Source organism: Microbulbifer maximicatervae (SeqCode), from assembly GCF_052468095.1.
Genome location: NZ_CP174332.1, coordinates 1,868,666 through 1,887,608, shown reverse-complemented (window position 1 = coordinate 1,887,608; position 18,943 = coordinate 1,868,666). Strand labels below are relative to the sequence as shown.

The 18,943-nt window shown below is 47.3% G+C and carries 16 protein-coding genes; 7 read left to right on the top strand and 9 right to left on the bottom strand.

Going from position 1 to position 18,943, the window contains the following annotated elements:
* Positions 1-4: 4 nt before the first annotated feature.
* The 3 genes from cmoA to ACJJIL_RS08125 all read left to right on the top strand — a co-directional run bounded on the left by cmoA (position 5) and on the right by ACJJIL_RS08125 (position 3,307).
* Entirely contained in the window at positions 5-748 is a 744-nt protein-coding gene (gene cmoA / locus ACJJIL_RS08135; protein WP_445361651.1) for a carboxy-S-adenosyl-L-methionine synthase CmoA, read from the top strand.
* Positions 749-755: 7 nt separating this feature from the next.
* The gene (gene cmoB / locus ACJJIL_RS08130; protein WP_413662341.1) at positions 756-1,733 is read left to right on the top strand and encodes a tRNA 5-methoxyuridine(34)/uridine 5-oxyacetic acid(34) synthase CmoB; all 978 of its coding nucleotides are present in this window, start codon (positions 756-758) and stop codon (positions 1,731-1,733) included.
* 188 nt (positions 1,734-1,921) lie between these two features.
* A complete protein-coding gene (locus ACJJIL_RS08125) occupies positions 1,922-3,307 on the top strand; it encodes an L-serine ammonia-lyase (protein WP_445361650.1) in 1,386 nt (461 codons plus the stop codon).
* 374 nt (positions 3,308-3,681) lie between these two features.
* On the opposite strand, the gene ACJJIL_RS08120 is transcribed toward ACJJIL_RS08125, so the two are convergent.
* The gene (locus ACJJIL_RS08120; protein WP_445361649.1) at positions 3,682-4,581 is read right to left on the bottom strand and encodes an NAD(P)/FAD-dependent oxidoreductase; all 900 of its coding nucleotides are present in this window, start codon (positions 4,579-4,581) and stop codon (positions 3,682-3,684) included.
* A gap of 115 nt (positions 4,582-4,696) precedes the next feature.
* Here ACJJIL_RS08120 and ACJJIL_RS08115 point away from each other — a divergent pair, with 115 nt between their 5' ends.
* The 3 genes from ACJJIL_RS08115 (at position 4,697) to ACJJIL_RS08105 (ending at position 7,961) form a co-directional block, all read left to right on the top strand.
* The gene (locus ACJJIL_RS08115) at positions 4,697-5,125 is read left to right on the top strand and encodes an Rrf2 family transcriptional regulator (protein WP_444933457.1); all 429 of its coding nucleotides are present in this window, start codon (positions 4,697-4,699) and stop codon (positions 5,123-5,125) included.
* 679 nt (positions 5,126-5,804) lie between these two features.
* Positions 5,805-6,644, top strand: a complete 840-nt coding sequence (locus tag ACJJIL_RS08110; protein ID WP_445361648.1) for a right-handed parallel beta-helix repeat-containing protein — start codon at positions 5,805-5,807, stop codon at positions 6,642-6,644.
* Positions 6,645-6,797: 153 nt separating this feature from the next.
* The gene (locus tag ACJJIL_RS08105; RefSeq protein WP_445361647.1) at positions 6,798-7,961 is read left to right on the top strand and encodes an alpha-hydroxy acid oxidase; all 1,164 of its coding nucleotides are present in this window, start codon (positions 6,798-6,800) and stop codon (positions 7,959-7,961) included.
* On the opposite strand, the gene ACJJIL_RS08100 is transcribed toward ACJJIL_RS08105, so the two are convergent.
* Complete coding sequence (locus ACJJIL_RS08100; RefSeq protein ID WP_445361999.1) at positions 7,912-8,040, bottom strand: DUF4113 domain-containing protein; 129 nt, start codon at positions 8,038-8,040, stop codon at positions 7,912-7,914. The genes ACJJIL_RS08105 and ACJJIL_RS08100 overlap by 50 nt on opposite strands.
* Before the next feature lie 641 nt (positions 8,041-8,681).
* On the opposite strand from ACJJIL_RS08100, the gene ACJJIL_RS08095 reads away from it, so the two are divergent.
* Positions 8,682-9,233: a hypothetical protein gene (locus tag ACJJIL_RS08095; protein ID WP_444957964.1), complete on the top strand. Its 552-nt coding sequence runs from the start codon at positions 8,682-8,684 to the stop codon at positions 9,231-9,233.
* A gap of 30 nt (positions 9,234-9,263) precedes the next feature.
* Here the strand turns inward: ACJJIL_RS08095 and ACJJIL_RS08090 are convergent, their stop codons facing one another.
* The 7 genes from ACJJIL_RS08090 to ACJJIL_RS08060 form a co-directional block, all read right to left on the bottom strand.
* Positions 9,264-10,232, bottom strand: a complete 969-nt coding sequence (locus tag ACJJIL_RS08090) for a UDP-glucose 4-epimerase family protein (protein WP_444914046.1) — start codon at positions 10,230-10,232, stop codon at positions 9,264-9,266.
* A 127-nt stretch (positions 10,233-10,359) separates the two neighbouring features.
* Positions 10,360-10,884 (bottom strand): hypothetical protein, encoded by a 525-nt coding sequence (locus ACJJIL_RS08085; protein WP_444933461.1) that lies wholly within the window; start codon positions 10,882-10,884, stop codon positions 10,360-10,362.
* Between the two features lie 138 nt (positions 10,885-11,022).
* Entirely contained in the window at positions 11,023-11,913 is an 891-nt protein-coding gene (locus ACJJIL_RS08080; protein ID WP_445361646.1) for an AEC family transporter, read from the bottom strand.
* Between the two features lie 161 nt (positions 11,914-12,074).
* Positions 12,075-12,353, bottom strand: coding sequence for a hypothetical protein (locus ACJJIL_RS08075; RefSeq protein ID WP_445361645.1), 279 nt, complete (start codon positions 12,351-12,353; stop codon positions 12,075-12,077).
* A 210-nt stretch (positions 12,354-12,563) separates the two neighbouring features.
* Positions 12,564-16,244: an efflux RND transporter permease subunit gene (locus ACJJIL_RS08070; protein WP_445361644.1), complete on the bottom strand. Its 3,681-nt coding sequence runs from the start codon at positions 16,242-16,244 to the stop codon at positions 12,564-12,566.
* 10 nt (positions 16,245-16,254) lie between these two features.
* Positions 16,255-17,364, bottom strand: coding sequence for an efflux RND transporter periplasmic adaptor subunit (locus ACJJIL_RS08065; protein ID WP_445361643.1), 1,110 nt, complete (start codon positions 17,362-17,364; stop codon positions 16,255-16,257).
* Positions 17,365-17,367: 3 nt separating this feature from the next.
* Positions 17,368-18,690: a TolC family protein gene (locus tag ACJJIL_RS08060; protein ID WP_444914050.1), complete on the bottom strand. Its 1,323-nt coding sequence runs from the start codon at positions 18,688-18,690 to the stop codon at positions 17,368-17,370.
* Between the last annotated feature and the right edge of the window lie 253 nt (positions 18,691-18,943).

The following is an 18,943-nucleotide window of genomic DNA, read 5'->3' as shown; positions in this document are numbered from 1 at the left end:
TCCAATGAGTAAACACGACAATATTTATGCAAACCCACTGGGCCAGGTAGCTGGCTTCGAGTTCGATCGCCTGGTGGTGCAAGTTTTTCCCGATATGATCAAGCGCTCCGTGCCCGGCTACACCACGATCGTAGCCATGATCGGCACGCTGGCAGAGCGCTACGCCCAAGCCGGAAGCCGCTGCTATGACCTGGGCAGTTCCCTGTGCGCGGCAACCCTGGCCATGCGCCATCGCATTCCCGCTGCCGACTGTGAGATCGTCGCTGTAGACAATTCGCAAGCCATGGTTGATCAGGCGCGCACGGTCCTCGAAGCCGATAGCGGTGAGGTTCCCGTTCAACTTATCTGCGACAACCTGCAAAACGTTGCTATCGAAAATGCCTCGGTGGTAGTGCTCAACTTCACCCTGCAATTTATTCCGGTGGAAGAGCGCGAAGAAATCCTGCAGAAAATCCACGATGGTTTGCGCCCCGGCGGCATTCTGATTATTTCCGAGAAAGTGGACTTCGCCGATAAAGCCCACAACGATTTAATGATCGAACTGCATCACTCCTTTAAAGCCGCCAACGGTTACAGCGCGCTGGAAATCGCACAGAAGCGCTCTGCCCTGGAGAATGTATTAATTCCGGAAACCATGGACACCCACCGCACACGACTGAAAAATGTCGGCTTTACCAGTGTCGATGTCTGGTTCCAGTGTTTTAATTTTGCCTCTTTAATCGCCATCAAAGGCGCGCCGGAAAAGTAAGTACCCCGTGATCGACTACACCCAACTCTATCAAGGCCTGCAACACGTTCCCGCCCTGCGCACCTGGCTGGCCCAGCTGCCAACACAGGTGGCTGAAAACCTGAGTCCTCATCGCTGGGGCGACCTGCCCGATTGGCGCGCAGCGGTGGAAGCCCTACCGGAAATCACGCCCTCCGCTATCGAACTGAACAGCAAGGTCAGCGCGGGCACTGCCGCCGATGCCAGCTCAGAACAACTCGAAGCCCTGGAGCAGGAACTGCGCAAATTACACCCCTGGCGCAAAGGCCCCTGGGAGTTATTTGGACTAAATATTGATACTGAGTGGCGCTCCGACTGGAAATGGGATCGGGTACTTCCGCACCTGGCACCACTCAAAAATCGACTGGTGCTCGATGTGGGCTGTGGCAATGGGTACCACTGCTGGCGATCCTACGGTGCCGGCGCGCGCCGGGTCATCGGTATTGATCCTTCCGCTAAATTTGTCGCGCAATTTTACGCGCTGAAAAAATACCTGGGCCAGGAAGCACCGGTAGATTTGTTGCCCCTGGGTATTGAAGCGCTCCCGGCAAACTTGCGCGCTTTCGATACCACTTTTTCCATGGGGGTGCTCTATCACCGCCGTTCACCCATGGATCACCTGCGTGAATTGCGCGAAACCCTCCGCCCCGGCGGACAGCTTGTACTGGAGACACTGGTTATCGACGGCGGACTCGGCGATTGCCTGGTACCCGAAGACCGCTATGCAAAGATGCGCAATGTGTGGTTTTTCCCCAGCTGCGCCACCCTGGAGAGCTGGCTGCGCAAGTGCGGTTTCCGCAACCCCAGGACCGTGGATTTGAACACCACCAGCCTGGAGGAACAGCGGCGCACCGACTGGATGCACTTCGAATCCCTGGCAGATTTTCTCGACCCGGAATCGCCAGACAAAACCGTGGAAGGTCACCCCGCGCCCAAGAGAGCGGTTTTGGTCGCGGAAGCGCCGTAGCTTGTCTACACGCATAAGGTCTGGGAACTCATAAATTCCGCAAAATTTGCTGCTAATAGAATTTTGTACGGAATGGGGAGCACCATCTTGATTGTTGCGACTCATAAGGCAAAGTGCGCCCCTAAATAGTGCAACTATATCCTTTAGGGAGGGCTGCCGCAGGATGCAGCCCGGCGCAGAGAATATTTATGAGTATTAGCGTTTTTGAGCTTTTCAAAATTGGGGTTGGCCCTTCCAGCTCCCACACGGTGGGCCCCATGGTCGCTGCCCGCCAATTCGTGCAGGATTTACAAGAGCGGGACCAACTGCCCCGCACAGACCGCGTACAAGTCCATTTATACGGCTCACTGGCCCTGACCGGGGTTGGTCACGGTACCGATATGGCGGTACTGATGGGGCTTCTGGGTCAATCTCCGGACACCATTGATGTCGACTCGATTGACGAGAAAATGGCGCAAATCCAGAGCGAGCGCCGCCTGCTATTAAACGGTGACCAGGATATCGAATTTATTCGCGAGCGCGACCTGGTTTTCCATATGGAGGAATTTCTTCCCCAGCACTCCAACGGAATGACCTGCCAGGCTTATGCTGGCGAAGAGCTGCTGTTCGAGCGCAGCTACTTCTCCATTGGCGGCGGCTTTGTGCTCTCAGAAGAAGATTTCGCTCATAAAGAGGAGATCGCTACCCTGCTGCCCTATGACTTCAGCAATGCGGAACAGCTGATGAAGATCTGTGATCATCACGGTTGGACCATTGCCGAGCTGGCCATGGAAAACGAAAAAGCCTTCCGCAGCGAGCAGGAGGTCAAAGACCGTTTGTGGAATATCTGGAAAGTAATGGATGCCTCTATTGAGCGAGGCTGCCACCAGAATGGCATCTTGCCCGGCGGCCTCAATGTTCGCCGCCGCGCTGCTGAACTCTACCGGGAGTTGAGCAAACAGAGTCCGGAAGAGCGCAACCACGGCCTCGCCATTCTCGACTGGGTTAGTCTATTTGCCCTCGCCGTCAATGAGGAAAATGCCGCGCGCGGGCGCATCGTCACCGCACCCACTAACGGTGCCGCCGGTGTGATTCCCGCCGTTATCGCCTACTACGTAGAATTTGTCCACGACAGCAATATTCACGGTGAATTGAAAGACCAGGTAGTGAAATTCCTGCTCACCGCCGGTGCTATCGGCATGCTGTTTAAAAAGAATGCCTCTATTTCTGCCGCTGAAGTGGGCTGCCAGGGAGAAATTGGCGTCGCCTGCTCCATGGCTTCCGCCGGCTTGGCTGCCGTAGAGGGCGGCACCAACCAGCAGATTGAAAACGCTGCTGAAATTGGAATGGAGCACAACCTCGGCCTTACCTGCGATCCAATCGGCGGGTTGGTGCAGGTCCCCTGTATCGAGCGCAACACCATGGGTGCAGTAAAAGCCATTAACGGCGCACGCCTGGCCCTGCGCGGTGATGGCGCTCATATCGTACCGCTGGACAGCGTTATCGAGACGATGCGTCAAACCGGTATCGATATGCAGAGCAAATACAAAGAGACCTCTCTCGGCGGGCTCGCAGTAAACGCTGTGAACTGCTGATATTTTTCGGCAGGAGCACAAATCCGCTCCTGCCGCTTACTTAGGGAGCCTCTGAATAACTCCATAATGCCTCTGCGGGTCTTGAAGGCTGCAGATGTTAGGCGCAGCTCGCCGCGAATGGCCGTAGCCCTTGGCAAGAGCTGCAACGCAGCAGCTGTGGCCTTCAAGGCCCGCCCTTCGGGGCTTGCAGAGCGATTCACACTCCGCGTTGCGACTTCTTGAAAGGCCTAGACATTCCTGCGAAGCCGCGCCTTGATTGTGAAACGCTCTGCATGCCAGAGGTATCATGGAGTTATTCAGAGGCTCCTTAGCCCTAAAGATACCAAATTCTTTTTGTGGCATATCTCCAACGAACCCCCACCGGTCTTTAACAATCACTGGTTAAATATCAACGAGCGATGAGCTCCAACACCCGCCATGGTGCCGGATGCAATCGCAAAGGTTCCGCTTTGCATCGGGTTGGATAAATCCCCAGCAGCAAAAACTCCCTTTACAGAAGTTTCCTTAAAGCCATCCACCTTCACAATCTGCCCGGTAAAAGACTCCTCCAGCTCCAACCCCAATTGATCGATAAACGGAGAGGTCAACTCCGCTTTGGGGCTCACGTAGAGACCCTCCAGTGGCAACTTGCGGCCATCCGCTAAAACAACTTCACGTAAACTATCCCCCTCTCCCTCCAACTGCGTAATCGGGGCTTCTTCCAGCATTACTCCCCGAGCCAGCAGATGATCGAGCACTTCCCCCTGCGGATTGAACTGGCCCTGGGTAAATAAGGTAGTTGCGCCCCAATCGGGAATCATCGCCGCCTGGTGGAAAGACAGCTCGCTGGTAGCCAGCACACCTAAAGGGCGATCACTCAGCTCATAACCATGGCAATAAGGACAGTGAATCACACTCCTACCCCAGCGCTCTTTCACGCCAGGGATATCCGGTAGCTGATCCGTAATGCCGGTTGCAAGAATTAGCCTCTTTGCTTTAAAAGTGGCATCTCCCAGTGCAGCAACAACAAACCCCTCTTCAGGAACATCCACAGTATCCGCAGTGCCTTCAACCACCTGGAAACTCGAGTAAGCCTGTAGCTGGGAAAGCGCCGTGCTACGAATTTCCTCGGGCGTCTTACCATCCAGGCAAAACACTCCATGGGACGCTTTTGCAAAGCGGTTTCTAGGTCTTTTAGCATCCAGCACAACGACCTTGCGCCTGCCGCGAACGAGCTGCATCGCCGCAGACAGACCGGCAAAACTTCCACCGATAATCAATACATCCGTATCCATAACCACCTCTCCAATATCATGCAACTTTTATTGTTACATAAATATTCGAACCTAGACAATACACGTAACAGAAAAAGTTTCGTGATAAGCTACAGGACGGAAACCTAGGTGATTTATGCGTAAAGACAGCCGACTATCCAGGGCACTTCATGTCCTGATTCATTTAAACATGACCGACAAGCCGGTTACTTCAGACAAGATGGCAGCTATGCTCCTCACCAATCCTGTGGTGGCTCGCAGAACCATGGCGCTATTGCGGGATCAGGGGTACGTGCGCTCCAGTAAAGGACACAATGGGGGCTGGTCACTCGCGAAGCCCTTGGATGAAATTACACTTCTGGATATCCATAAAGCACTGGGAGACAGCTCAGTTTTTACCATTGGCCTCACAGACGAACACACTAACTGCGTTATTGAACATGCCGTTAACGCCACATTAAAAGACGCAATGGATGAGGCAGAAAATATTTTGCTCACGCGATTTGGTGAGATCACTCTAGACCTGCTCGGGCGAGATTTCGAACCACCAGGAGCCTCGAAATAACTACTATAACCAGACGGCCAGCGAGGCTACGTTGCCTATAATGCCCCCCAAACACCCACTTCTGCCAGAAATTTAGCAAGCGACTTGCCCCTCAAATTGAAAGCCTGGGGGCTCATTAAATATTTTTTCCGTCAAGAGACTTTGGAAACCCCAGGTATTCCTTAAGAATAATAAAACTAAATTTATGGCATCCCTGTTATCTAGTTTACATAGCAGGCTGCAACTATCCAAATCGGAAAAATAGTATAAACATTTTCAAGGACCTTAATATAAGTTAAATTATTTTGCAGCAAAAACCCAAACACACCCTTAAAAATCCCCACAAAGAAACTAGAACTTTGACCATTAAAACAATTAAAAAACCTCCCCCAAAAACCAACCAAAATATGAGCAGACTCACCTAGCAATCACCCATTAAAAATGGCTTATAAAGATTTATTGTAAAATAGTCGCCAATAAGAGCCTCACCTAATAACTACAATATATCCTACCCTGCCAAACCTTAAGAAACCTAACTTTAGAAACCCGAATAAAATCAAATAAAAAACAGATAGTAAATTACCAATCATACTTTTAAGAAAAACGACTATTGAGACAGAATGCAAAATTGATGCGAGATCTAATTAGCCAGGAAACTTACTCGCCATCAATAACTTTCAAATCAATAAAGGAGATACAAATGATTAATTTTCGAAAATCGTATAAAATAAGCACTTTTACCGCAATTCTGTTTGTTGCATCCAACAGCGCAACTGCTGTCAATTGTGGTGATACTATTACAACCCCTACTGTACTTACAGAGAATCTTACCTGCCCGATAGACATAGATAACCAAAATGGTCTCATTGTTGAAGGTCCTTCAGGGAGTCTATATATGAATGGGTATACGCTAACATGCAATCTTGACAACCTCCCACTATTTACCGATGCAGCGGGTATTCGTATCACCGGCATGGCATCTCTTGTTACTGATGGAACGGTAAACAACTGCAATTATGGAATATTTGTAGTTGGCACTGGATTCCATACCATTTCAGATATGACAATCACTAACAGCTTAGAAGATGGCATAGATCTAAGAAGCGACAATAATACCGCCATAAAAAATCATATACAGTTCAGTGGTGAAGATGGTATCGACATGCAGGGAGATTTCAGTAGCGTTATACAGAATTATATTGAATTCAGTGACCGTGACGGCATTGAGGCCGATAATGATTTCGGTACAGTGGCTTTTAACTTCGTAACAGGCAGTCAGAGAGCTGGGATAGAGATGGAAGCCTCAGACAATAATACGATAGTACAAAATACAGTAATGAATAATGGTGATGGTATTTCCGGAGATTCTGGAGGGATTGTAATTACCAGTCAATCTTCATCTAATAACTTAATACTTGGGAATACTGCCGAGAACAATCTACCCTTCGACCTAAAGGATAGAATAGATCCAAACTGTACAGGCAGCAACCAATGGGTTGCCAATAATTTCGTAACTGCTGATCCAGCCTGTCTGGAATGAACTACCTGTATTTCGAAATCCAGCATCACCACTTATTAGAGGGGTGGTGATGCGGTTTTAAGTATTATTATTAAAGCGACACATTCTACCCAAATGAGGCAACAATCACCCACCTAACTAATCTTGAGTCAATAACAATCCTAGGAGCTAAGTGTGACCAACTGCAGCAATGGATTCAATCGCCACTTCGCAAGCTCCCAAAGGCTAAAAAATCGCGCAAAGCAGAGAGTTCCAAAATTCTCCTATGAGTACTTAATAGAGGGCTGTATGGATGATATTGGCTTATGCCGCAATCGCCAAGCATTTGCCTCCGTAAAATTCACTCCCCAATATATCCGTCCAAACTCTACTCCGAATTTAAACTGTGAGCTTCTTGGGAAGTTATACAGTGCTCCATTTGGCATAGCCCCCATAGGGCTACAGGGGCTTATGTGGCCAAATGCACCTGTCATACTCGCTAAAGCTGCATACGAGCACAATATCCCATTCATTCTCAGCACTGTATCCTCAGAAGCACTAGAGCGAATTTCTGAAGTCTCACAGGGAACAGCCTGGTACCAACTCTACAACCCAACAGACCCAGCCATTCTTTCTGACCTGTTATCCCGACTAACCTCTGCCCAATATCAACATTTAGTCATTACCATTGATGTTCCTACATTTGGCTTACGCCCCAGAGACTTCCACAACGGGTTGGCAATGCCACCGAAGTTGAATGTAAAAAACATCTGGCAAGCGATACTCAGGCCAAATTGGAGCCTATCCACATTGCGATACGGTCTCCCTAAATTTAAAAATCTAGAGCCTTACATTGATACCGATAACAAAAAACTTGAACTAACTGAGTTTATGAACACCACAACTATGGGCCCACTGGATTTTGACAGTGTCAAACGTATACGAGATCTATGGCCCCATAAACTTATTATTAAAGGGATAATGAGTGAACCCGATCTTCAAAAAGCGATTAAACTCGGTGCAGATGGGGTCATCTTATCCAATCACGGTGCACGGCAACTTGATTTAGGCGAAGCGACTCTCCCCTTACTGGGACGGTTTTCCAGCTATCAGGATAGGATTTCCTTGGCTATCGATAGTGGAATAAGATCCGGTGTAGATATCGCAAGCGCTTGTGGCCTAGGGGCAAAGTTTTGCTTTCTGGGAAGATTTTTTATGTATAGCGTCTGTGCCCTTGGCAATGAAGGAGCTAATCATGCAATTTACCTACTTAAAGCTCAGTTAACTCAGGTTATGCAGCAAATCGGAGCTAGTAATCTTGAAGGCATTTGCGGCAAGGTAGAACTAACCAACAGATGAAAAGCTCAGGCAGTTCATCCGGCCGAGTCGTGTAAGCAGGAGGCTTATACTGTTGCCGCATTTTCCAATTTTTTTGGATAACCTGACCTGCTAGAAATAATGTTCCTCGGCCAAAACGCTGGTTAATTCGATCAATAGTTTACATAGTTTTACTGGCCATAAATTGCTGTCCCGAGCAAACATATCACCTTGACCCAATGAACAGGGAATTAACTCCACTAACCCCACTCCAGCTTTACAGAATCGACAGGCCTGTCGAAATTGCCCCGACACAGCCCGGTCTACAAGCCGCACTATTTGCCAGGCATCATCAGTTGGATACGGGGTTTATACTACAGAACTACAGCTGTAATAGGTGGATTCGTGAAGAACATGAAGGAACTATGCCTTGCATTGGCTCAGAAGAGTTTACCAACCAGTGAAACCTCTCCCAGTTAATTCATCAAAACTAATTATCTCTCTCTATCATTAACTAGCTTAGCCTGATAAAGGTATGTTTCACCGTATCTGTCACACCTAAAATAACCCCCCAAAATAACACTTGCTGCAGATTATCTTTTGGTGCCACCCTGCCCCTCTGATAAATCACTCGCATACTCGTACATTTGCATAACGACTTCAGAGAGAACCCAGCTAAACGACAACCTTGAGTTTCAGCCAGCACTCCAACTATGCGATACTTCCGCCCCAAAAGAAGTGAAAAGAAAACAGGGAAGACCCATGACCAAATTCACACTAACTCTGGCAGCGGTTTTATTGGCTGGCTGTAGTTCAGTCACTCAGCTCTCGGAAAAAACGGCAGGGGAAATCAGACGGGCGGTATCTATACAAGCTAGTGGGGAAAATTCTGGTACTCAGTTCTCAGGGCCGAAATTACAGGCCACTACTGATGGCTCTGACCTGAACCTCTACTACTACAACCTCCGCGCATTTGAACCCGCTGCTAACGAGCCAACGAAGTACCATCTACAGATCCATATCACCTATCGCAAGGCGTGGCGTCACTATGAGTCTGCGGAGTTAAATGGCGGACAACCAGTAGAGACGGCCCCTATTAACAAAAATGTCCTTCAATGCGTAAGTGGCAATGAATGTATGCTTGAAGAGATCCTGGATATTGCTCTCACTGAGGAACAAATACAGGCTTCGGTGCGCAATCGAGATAAACTCAAACTTAAACTGAGAGCAAGATCCGGGCACAGCTCTACCATTGAGGTTCCAGCAACCTACTTGCTTGGTTTTTACGCTGCGGTTGCCAATTACGAGGGGTGACTACCACTCTCCGTAGGCAATAAATGTTGACTAAGTGCTCTTTTGTGGGGTCTGAGAGCTTCCTGCCTGGCAATATGCCTGTGCAGTCTCCGCCAGACCCTCACCTAAGGCCACCGGGGGGGTCCAGTCAAGCAACTCTTTGGTTTTAGTGATATCCACTTGTAGTGAACCGCACAAGCGCTCGGCAACTGCCCCCTTTCCTATTAGCTTCAGCGCACTGGTGAGTGCGAATTGGGGAAGAGGCAATAGTCGAGCATCACATCCCATGGCATGGGATAAACCACGCAACAAATCTGTTACCGATACATCCATATCATCGGATACCAGAAATACCTGGTTTGCCGCATTGGGATGAGAAATACAAACGCGGATCAGGTCGATTAAATTGCCGATAGATACCAAGCTTCGGTGATTATGAATAGCCCCTAGTGGCAGTGGGATCCCCTTGGTAAGCCAACGCATCATCGCTTGGAAGTTCGCCTTGACCCCAGGCCCATAGACCAGAGGTGGTCGGATAATAACAACTTCCATCTCCGTAGACTCAGCCAGCTCAAGCAGTGCGTCTTCGGCCTCCTTCTTTGAAATCCCATAGGGATCCGTAGGATCACATTGTTCATCCGCATTAAATGGCAAGCGGTTGTCGGTAGACTCCCCATTAACCTTAATAGAACTAAGATAAATAAAACGTCTAACACCGGATGAAGCCGCCTGCTGTGCCAACTTGATAGTACCCCCGACATTCACCCGACGGAATTCCTCCAGAGGGTTGGCAGAGGTCTCCTCCATTACATGGACGCGCGCAGCGGTGTGAATGACTGTATCTATATCGACAAGCGCCTGTGCCCAATCCGTATTGCTTGACAGGTCACCGATCTGAAAGCCGCCCTCAACATCGCGGCGATACACCGGCAAAACCTGGTAACCGTCTTTGCGAAGGTGCGGCAAGAGTGCGGTTCCCACAAAGCCACTAGCGCCGGTTAGTAATATACGTCCTTTCAATGGGGGCCTATTTCTCAGCTGTAGAATTCACGTTAGTTTACACGGACCACTTTTTCGACACACCTTTATCTCGTCAACTACATAGTGAGCATGACAAACTATCCAAGCATCGCTGGCTATTAGAACTCTATTCAATACCACAAAGGCGTTCTTTGTCAGTAATAGCATTTTTAAGCCGAGCCCGGACATTCTTCAGGGCTCTCCCATGTGGAGCTTGAGTATCCGGCCTGCCCCAGCGGGCTTCCCAAGCCTCCCTGGCTTGTAAACAGGCTTTCGCTTGCTTGTACTTCCAATTCGCCTCCTCGCAAAGAGACAACCCTTTAGGTGACTGCCGATCGCAAATCTGGTGGTATTTTTTATGGGCTATCTTCTCCTGAAAGTTCTTGGCAGTAGCACCTTCAAAGTGGCGGATCGGTGGTGTTTGGATTTTTCTATCCGGGCGCACCTGCTTATCCATAGTACTATCCAGATGGAGCATTCGAAAAAATGTAACTCCCAATAGCTCCTCATTAGCATATTGATCATCATTGGAGCTGGTTAATAGCCCTGGAGGATGGGGAGTTGCAAGAACAAGAAGTGGCACAGCCAGCATGAAAAGTAGCAACGTCAACAGCAACAAGAGTGGCCGCCCAGTCAAAATCTGTGTTGGCATTGAAGTCTGGAGCCTCCCTAAATAATCTACCTACGGCTGTGAATTCCGTACTGTGAAGGCCAAATGAACAACACACAGAAGTTTAGTGAACCACCTTATCACTCCCAAATAGCCTGAAGCTCAGGCACTAGCTATGAACTACTGTACCCAATAAGTCAACACAACAGGCAAAATAAAAATGCTCATAATAGTTGAGAGGAAAATAATACCGGATATCTTCGGGGTATCTTGGGGGCGATAAATAGATATCCAGAGGTAAGTACTAACAGCGCATGGCATCAGGGATTGCAGAATTAGCACCCCTCGCATAGCACCCGTAAAGTTAAACAAGTTTGTCAAAATAAGCGCGACGGCACCACCGAGAATTATATGCCCAATAGCAAAGACCAATCCAATCTTAGTATCACCCAGCTTAATTTGGGCCAAGCTATGTCCGAGGGTCAACAGCATTAGAGGAATTGCCATACCGCCCAAGATATTAAGAGAGGACATGACAGGCTTTGGTAAGCTAATATTGAAGATCAATGCGACTATAGAAAAAGCCACACTGTAAATGGCTGGGCTAAGCATAATTTCCTTGGCAGACCAACTACCCGAAGTTACTCCAGGAGCAACCACAAAGAAGAAAATCATTCCCACAACAACAAAAGCAATTCCGTATAGAACTCCCGCATGCCCAAATGCTAAGGCACATACTGCGAGGCCGATATTGCCTACATTATTCATACTAAGACAAGAAAAATAAGTACGTATATTTTTCCTAAATAAAGATAAGAGCAGAAAGGTTAGCACCGACATCAACGAACACATAAGAAAGGCTGCCAGCAGCATCCACAGGAACTTACCCAACACTATCTTCTGACCCAGCATTTGATCCAATATCAGCGCAGGATATCCAATATGGGCCATTAATTTGGATACCATTTTAGAATTTAATTCTTGCCTACCTGCCGCGAAGAGGTATCCAATGAGAACGCAGATAAATACGGGAATAACAACTTCAAATACGTTCTCAAATAGGGTTATCATCGAACGTTAAACTCCCACTGCCCTACTTTTCAGTACAGTGCAACAAGTATCCTTTTAATGTGCTAATAGCATTAGCCCACCAGAACGCACCCACAGAAGTACGCTGGTGAAGTTGCGATGTTCTGACGACCTTCTAGATGAAAAACCCTAATTATATATATCTATAAATTCAGCTGTAATTCTCTAAGGTTTAGAGTCGGAGTTATCCATATTTCAGCATCAAAGGCAGCAAAAAATTTTTCATTATAGGTCATCAGCTGATCTTGACAGTTCTCTTCAAAAATAAAAATTGCTGCACGCTTTCCTTGCTCCAAAAAGAAGTAGGAAGCCTCAGGATTGGCTGAGGCGATAAAATCATTCATCGCCACAGACATACTATCATCAGCAATGGACTTGTTGCCGGCCTTTGCCGGTATCAGGATTTTCATTAATAAGCGCATTTTGATCCTAGCAGTTGTCGAGGTTGCAGGATCAAAACATAGTCTTTTCACTGTCCAGCTGCGCTGTATTAAGCGACAATTCTCGGAGTATATCAGTGGTAATTTACAACCGATATTCAGTAAGTAGCCATTTCCTTCTTGCCAATAGTATTACTACCTGAAGGCGTCATCGAATCTCTACAACATTCCCCAGGGAAGGGAAAACATGACTTAGGTAGTCACCAAGTCACTGGGATCGCTCCCTTTCTTTGGCTTACGCTCAGTCCACTTAATCCATTTTAAGTCCTCTACCATAGTTGTATAGATGACCGGCACCAAAAATAGTGTTCCAAAAGTGGCCAAGATAAGGCCGCCAATTTGCGCAAAACATAATGGCCGCCAGAGGGGGCCTCCGTGAATAGCTAAGGGAATCAAGGCGAAGGTAGTCGCCGCAATAGTGATTAAAATAGGGCGCAGTCTAAGAATACCTGCATCAAGTAATGCCTGACGAAGCGAATCTCCTGCAGTATGACGCATCTCAATAAAATCAAATAGGACAATAATATGACTGACAATGACGCCTATTAGACTCACTATCCCTAAAAACGCCATAAATCCAAATGGCTGACCAGATATAAACAACGCTACTAGTGCACCCACCATACCTAATGGAACCGTGGCGAACACTACCAGAGGCTTTATCAAACTACTAAATTGGAATACCAAAGCAAGGTATATTGCACTGGAGGAAACAGCCATGATCATTAGTAATTGCAAGAATCCATGACGAGTACTGGCTGCATCTCCAGATATCTGCAATTGATATCCAGCAGGCAAAGAATTTGAGAGTTCTTTTAACTCTTTTTGAACACCAGACATAATATCTGATGAAATGAACCCGGAATATGGAAATGCATAAACAGTAATCGTTCGAAACTTTTCCAATCTATATATTCTTTCTGTCGAAAAGAGAATGGAAGTGGTTGCCACTTGTCGCAATGGAATATGAATATCGCTATCAGATGCGAATACATATAGATTATTGACATCCTCCAACTGTCCACGCTCCGCCAATCGAAGCTGGGCAACAATAGGTATTTCCTTATCTCCCTGACGCAGGGTATCCACCGTGGACCCGGTGAAACCTGAAGACGATGCCAGAGCGATATCAGCATTGGTTACGCCCGACATCTCAGCTCGATCTTCTAGCACATTCATATTCATTACTAGACTTTTTCCTGCCCAATCAGCGCGAACCACACGAGCATAAGGAGATTTCTCAATAATTTCTTTAACTTTTGCAGCATATTCTCGCAGAAGTGCTATATCCTTCTCCTCCTCCAAAGACCCAACAGCAACTCGCCCAGAAACTCTTATCTCAACAGGGTGATCAACAGTACTTGTTTGTAGCTGGCGAACATCTAACTCCGCTCCAGGGATTCGTTCAGAAAGAGCAGCCTGGATAATTGGAACTAGAATAGGTGTCAGATACTTATCACTTAATCGAACGATAATCTGCCCATAATTGGATTGCTTTTGTTGAGGATTAGAGGTGTACCAAAAACGTGGCGCCCCACCACCTAAAGTGCTGCTAATCCCCTCCAATATGGGTCCATCACTATTTTTTACATACTCCCGCTGATACTCTTCGATAGTTTCTCTAATTATTTCCTCTGCGACCTTTGCTACATTATCCGTTGCATCAATACTCGCATCATTTTGCAACCAGACATCAACATAAAATAAATACTGAACATCAGCGGGAAAGAATGCATTCCTCAACTGGCTTTTTATAACAACACCCAATACAAGGATGCCTAAAGCAATTAATATAACAATCTTTCTGTTACTTATAGCCCAATCTGCTGTTCGGTAGTAGTGCCCGGTAAGCCCCTCTTTCCGCCGCACCTCCAAGCTGCGCTCCGTTTGGTCCGGCGGGCGTAATAACGTATTCCCAAGAAAAGGGATAAATGTCATGGAAACAATGCGGGATGCAACCAAAGCACAAACCATCACAATAGGAAGACTATGCAGAAAATCCCCCTGGTTACCCGTTAGCAATAAAAACGGCAAATACGCAACAATATTTGTCAATGTCGCAAAGAAAATCGCCTTAGCCAGCAAAGTTGGGCCCAACCAAGCAGCAATAATAGAGGGTTTACCGGATGCCATTTGTCGTTTAATCGCGTCACTCGCAACTACTGGATCATCTACCAAAAGGCCCAGAGCTATTATTAACGCAGCAATTGACACCTGTTGAATATCAATCCCCAGCAGTTGCATAAATCCAAAGGTCATTGTCAGTGTTACTGGTATAGATATCATTAACAGTACAGCAGATCTCCAATCTGAAAACCCGATAAACGCAATTATCACCACTAAAATAATTGCCTCTATCAAAGCTTCTAGAAAGAGGCTTACACTCTCTCGCACTTGACGCGGCTGATCAGAAACTCTTTCAATAATAAGGTCTTTTGGTAAATCAACCTTAACCTTTTCCAAGACTGTGCTAACATTGCGACCAAGCTCGCCTATTTGTTTGCCATCCAGCATCTGCACAGAGAGGTTAATGCTGCGACTACGCTGCCAGTCTCCATTTTCATCTTTATTTACATAGTAATTTAACAGGGGCGGTGGTGCTTGATACCCCATAATAATATCGACAATTCCTCGCAAATATACCGGCGTTCCTGTATCACTCAAAGCTACCGGGACATTGGCAATTTCTTCATGGTTATTAAATTCACCACTGGGCATAATCGCGATACCCAGATCATCCGAAATAATGGTACCGCCGGGAATAGTTGTATTGCGGGAATTTAGAATAGGGGCAATCATATCCGGTCGCAGCCCATAGGAGGCCAACCTCTCCTGCGAATACAGCAGCTTCACTTCTTGGGTGAGTACGCCAGTTCTTAACACCCTTTTCACTTCAGGAATGGCTCTTATATTTGCTGCAATAAGATCAGAGAAATCATCAAGTTGACGATAGCTATATTTCGCACCTGCCACTTTCATTAAATTGTCACGAGTATTGGCCAGGTTACGAACTACGAAAGGGTCCCAAGCATCGGGAAAAAAGCGCTGGGCACTTAGCCTATCGGATAGGTAGAGCTTTGTAGCCGCTAGTATTTCACTGTTACTTTTATCAGATAAAAAATCCACCCCAAGGTAGCCAGCCCCATTTAATACTTCAAAATTCGTTCCGTATCCTTGGGCCTCCAGCCAGTTAGCAAAAATCCATAGGCCTGTAGCAGAGTACGTATCTGCTAAAGACAAAGGAAGGGCAACAACAATACTCACCCGTCCCTTACTATTTGACTCTTGCCCTCGAACCTCTGAAATACCTTCCCTAATATCCTCCGCACGCAATGTAATTTCAGTTGGCCCTGCACGGGGACTAGCAACACTGAGTAATATAGCTGCAGTATCACCAAACTCCGAGTTCAGAGAAATTTTGCTAGCTCCAGATGGTAATTGCTGCTGAGCATCAATCAGCTTCAGATTTAGATCATTAAATGCCTTGGTGACATCGGTTTTCGGTGCTAACTGCGCTTGTACTATAGAGACACCATTTAATGTAAGGGACTTTATTGCAAAGGTCCGTGAATCCGGCTCGTGGAGATATTCACTCTGCGCTATCGCCTCTTCAACTTTTCGAGTTACCAACTCTTCAACTCTTACTGCAGATTGTCCACGCCAATGAGTTGTTGCTACAGCAATACGCACAGGAATATCTGGATCTTTGCTTTTCGGCATAAAGAGATATGCAACTACCCCCCATACCAGGATAGTGACCAGCAATGCAGCGGAAATACTCGGGTTGTCTACAAAAAAACGTGCAGTATTGAAACGGTGGTGACTTTCCGCCTCAATAATTTCTGCCTGTCTTTTTTCTTCCTGATCTGTCATTCCCTAGCCCTCAAGGCACGACAATTATGGCTTCCCCATCTCTGAGCTGGGCAGCACCAGTTGATACAACCTCCTCGCCCTCAGTTAACCCCTGGATAATGACAATATCATTGCCAACCACTTGCCCCGGGAGCACTTTTCTTAGTTTTGCTCGCAATAATTCCTTGTCTCTTTCCAGCACAAATACAGCGAATCCTTTAGATTTACCAGGATGAGCTACTAAACATGAGAGCGGTATGACGACCCTATCTGGAGGTATCGGTATTTTATCCAGCGCCAAAGACATAACCATTCCTACCCGTAATTGCGCTTTTGGATTGTCAACAGTGACCGTAATTGCGAAAACTCTGGTGCGGGGATCAGCCATGGGCGAAACTTCAGTGATCATGCCCTTGAATGTAAGGTCTGGTAAAGACTCTGTACGCAATGACACCACACTGCCCAGTGGAGCATAACTCAACACGATGTCCGGTACGGAAAATACAACCTTAACGCGGGAAATATCAGCCACAACGAAGCCAACCGACTGCGAGTGAACCAATGTGCCCACCTCAATGTTACGTTGCAGGATAATTCCAGTCAGCGGAGAGCGCAGTACGGTATCTCGTAACTCTTCCTCTGCCCTGTCCAAATGGGCCTTACTGCCAACTACTGCCGCCTGCGCAATTTCATACTCTTCCCTGGCTGAATCATAATCAGGCGCGGTAATACTAGCAGTGGCAAAAAGCGCAGTTGCCCGTTTGTAATTGAGGTCAGCTTTACGCCTCTCTGCTTCTGCTTTACTCACATTTGCAGCGGATTCCACCACGCGATCTCTATATTGCTCGTCATCAATCTTCGCCAGTACTTCATGGCGTTTAACGTAATCCCCTCCTTGCAGCAAACGAGTCTGCCCGAGCGCCTTTCGCGAGGGTATTACACGTACATAGCCCTCTGTACGAAATGCTACATCAACTTGCGTATAAGGATTGACGACTGCAGAGTAGGGATAACCAGCTGCAGCGTCTTGCGAACGGGCAACAAAAACTTCCACCGGTGTGGGCTTTCTCTCCGGTGGTTGGCGGTGGCAACCACCAACCACCACAAATATAGCGATAATACAGAGGCTGATAACGCGCATTTATCACACCTCCCCCACCGACCTTTCATATTCAGCCAGGGTTCCCCATACAGACAGTACCGCGCGGTTGTAGTCGCTATTCGCACGAAAAAGCTGTTTTTCCGCCTCCAGGACATCACTCAGAACGGCAGCTTGCTCACGGTAGCGATTTGTCATTACCCGCACTTTCTCCCTATAAGCTGCCTGTAATTCCCGCGCAACCCCCACAGACTCCTGAGAAGTACGCAAGCGACGCAAACTCTCACGAACCTCTATTTCTATTCGATTTCGAACCTCCTCAGACTTCTTTTCCGCTTCAAGAATTTTATTGGCACGACTGGACAGTTCATCCCGTTTCCGCCCCCAATCAAAAAACTCCCAACGCATTTCCAAAGCAATAAAAGCTTCGGCATCGGGTATCAACCTGACGTCATAGAGCTTTAGATATTCAATATTCAAATCGATATCGGGGATGTATTCAGACTTCTTCACATCGTAACTATATTCAGCCCGTTCAATCGACAGCTCTGATTCAGCGAGATCTGGACGCTGCTCAAAGGCAAGCCCTAAAGAGGTTTCGACATCGAACGCTAAATGATGAGGGTTTGGAAGGCTCTGAATATTGAAGGGGGTCTCAACATCCCGGGCCATTAACGCATTGAGACGCTCCTTCGCTGTCGCCATCTCATCGGTAAGGCGCTGGCGCTCCAGCCTGCGCTGGGCCAGGCGTGCTCGCACATCCAAAAGTTCATACTCGAGGGCAACTTGTTGTGCAACATAATTCCCTACAAGTTCACTCAATGAGGTAAGGAAGATAATGGCTTCATCCACGGCCTGTAAATCACCAAGGATTCTGCCAATTTCAAAATACTGGATCTTGGTGAGGTAGCCTATATCCTGCTGCACCAAGCGAACCTTTTCCTCCGCCATTTCAGTGACAACATACCCCTCACAAATCTCTAGCTCTATTGTGTATAGCTGTGTGATAGGTTGGGTCGCGCTGACAGAGAAGGTCTTGGTCACACCTTCCTCTGATGTGATCTCTATATCCCTAGGAGGGATAGGGCCTATCGGAGAATTCTGCACAAAAACGCCACGATCAAAGGTGTACCTCTGGCGTGTTAAGTTATCGATTATCCCTGCATTCATTTCCAGCCGGGGATAGCGCTTTGTTTTTAATGCCTCGACGTCATCCCAAACCTCATTAACTTCAAGCGCAGCCGCCTGAACCCGTAAATTAGCTGTCACTGCCAAATCGACGGCATCTTCCAGGGTCAAAACCGGCTCGCTGGCATAGCTCCAGGCTCCGCCGCCAGTCAGCAGTATTGCGAGCGCGCACTCGAACAACGGCCACCTCTATTTCCAGCAACAATTTAAATCTGCTCACTGCGCAAATAAATTTAGGATCGAGTAAGTATATCTGTTGACAGCCACTGCCCGGACTGCTGACCCCAGACTGGCGGATTCCTATTTGTCCCCTTGGACAATATTCACATTTTTAATAACTCAATAAATTTATATTCCAACGACTCGCGACTAGAAATTCATTTTTGAAAACACCAGCACCTTTTAGAGCGGACAGCCCCCTCCCATCAGTTTT

Excerpts from the sequence above, each read along its gene's own strand:
- ACJJIL_RS08125 (WP_445361650.1), top strand. The coding sequence starts at position 1,922 with ATGAGTATTAGCGTTTTTGAGCTTTTCAAAATTGGGGTTGGCCCTTCC.
- ACJJIL_RS08120 (WP_445361649.1), bottom strand. The coding sequence starts at position 4,581 with ATGGATACGGATGTATTGATTATCGGTGGAAGTTTTGCCGGTCTGTCT.
- ACJJIL_RS08080 (WP_445361646.1), bottom strand. The coding sequence starts at position 11,913 with ATGATAACCCTATTTGAGAACGTATTTGAAGTTGTTATTCCCGTATTT.
- cmoA (WP_445361651.1), top strand. The coding sequence starts at position 5 with ATGAGTAAACACGACAATATTTATGCAAACCCACTGGGCCAGGTAGCT.
- ACJJIL_RS08115 (WP_444933457.1), top strand. The coding sequence starts at position 4,697 with ATGCGTAAAGACAGCCGACTATCCAGGGCACTTCATGTCCTGATTCAT.
- ACJJIL_RS08075 (WP_445361645.1), bottom strand. The coding sequence starts at position 12,353 with ATGCGCTTATTAATGAAAATCCTGATACCGGCAAAGGCCGGCAACAAG.
- ACJJIL_RS08070 (WP_445361644.1), bottom strand. The coding sequence starts at position 16,244 with ATGACAGATCAGGAAGAAAAAAGACAGGCAGAAATTATTGAGGCGGAA.
- ACJJIL_RS08085 (WP_444933461.1), bottom strand. The coding sequence starts at position 10,884 with ATGCCAACACAGATTTTGACTGGGCGGCCACTCTTGTTGCTGTTGACG.
- ACJJIL_RS08110 (WP_445361648.1), top strand. The coding sequence starts at position 5,805 with ATGATTAATTTTCGAAAATCGTATAAAATAAGCACTTTTACCGCAATT.
- ACJJIL_RS08095 (WP_444957964.1), top strand. The coding sequence starts at position 8,682 with ATGACCAAATTCACACTAACTCTGGCAGCGGTTTTATTGGCTGGCTGT.
- ACJJIL_RS08065 (WP_445361643.1), bottom strand. The coding sequence starts at position 17,364 with ATGCGCGTTATCAGCCTCTGTATTATCGCTATATTTGTGGTGGTTGGT.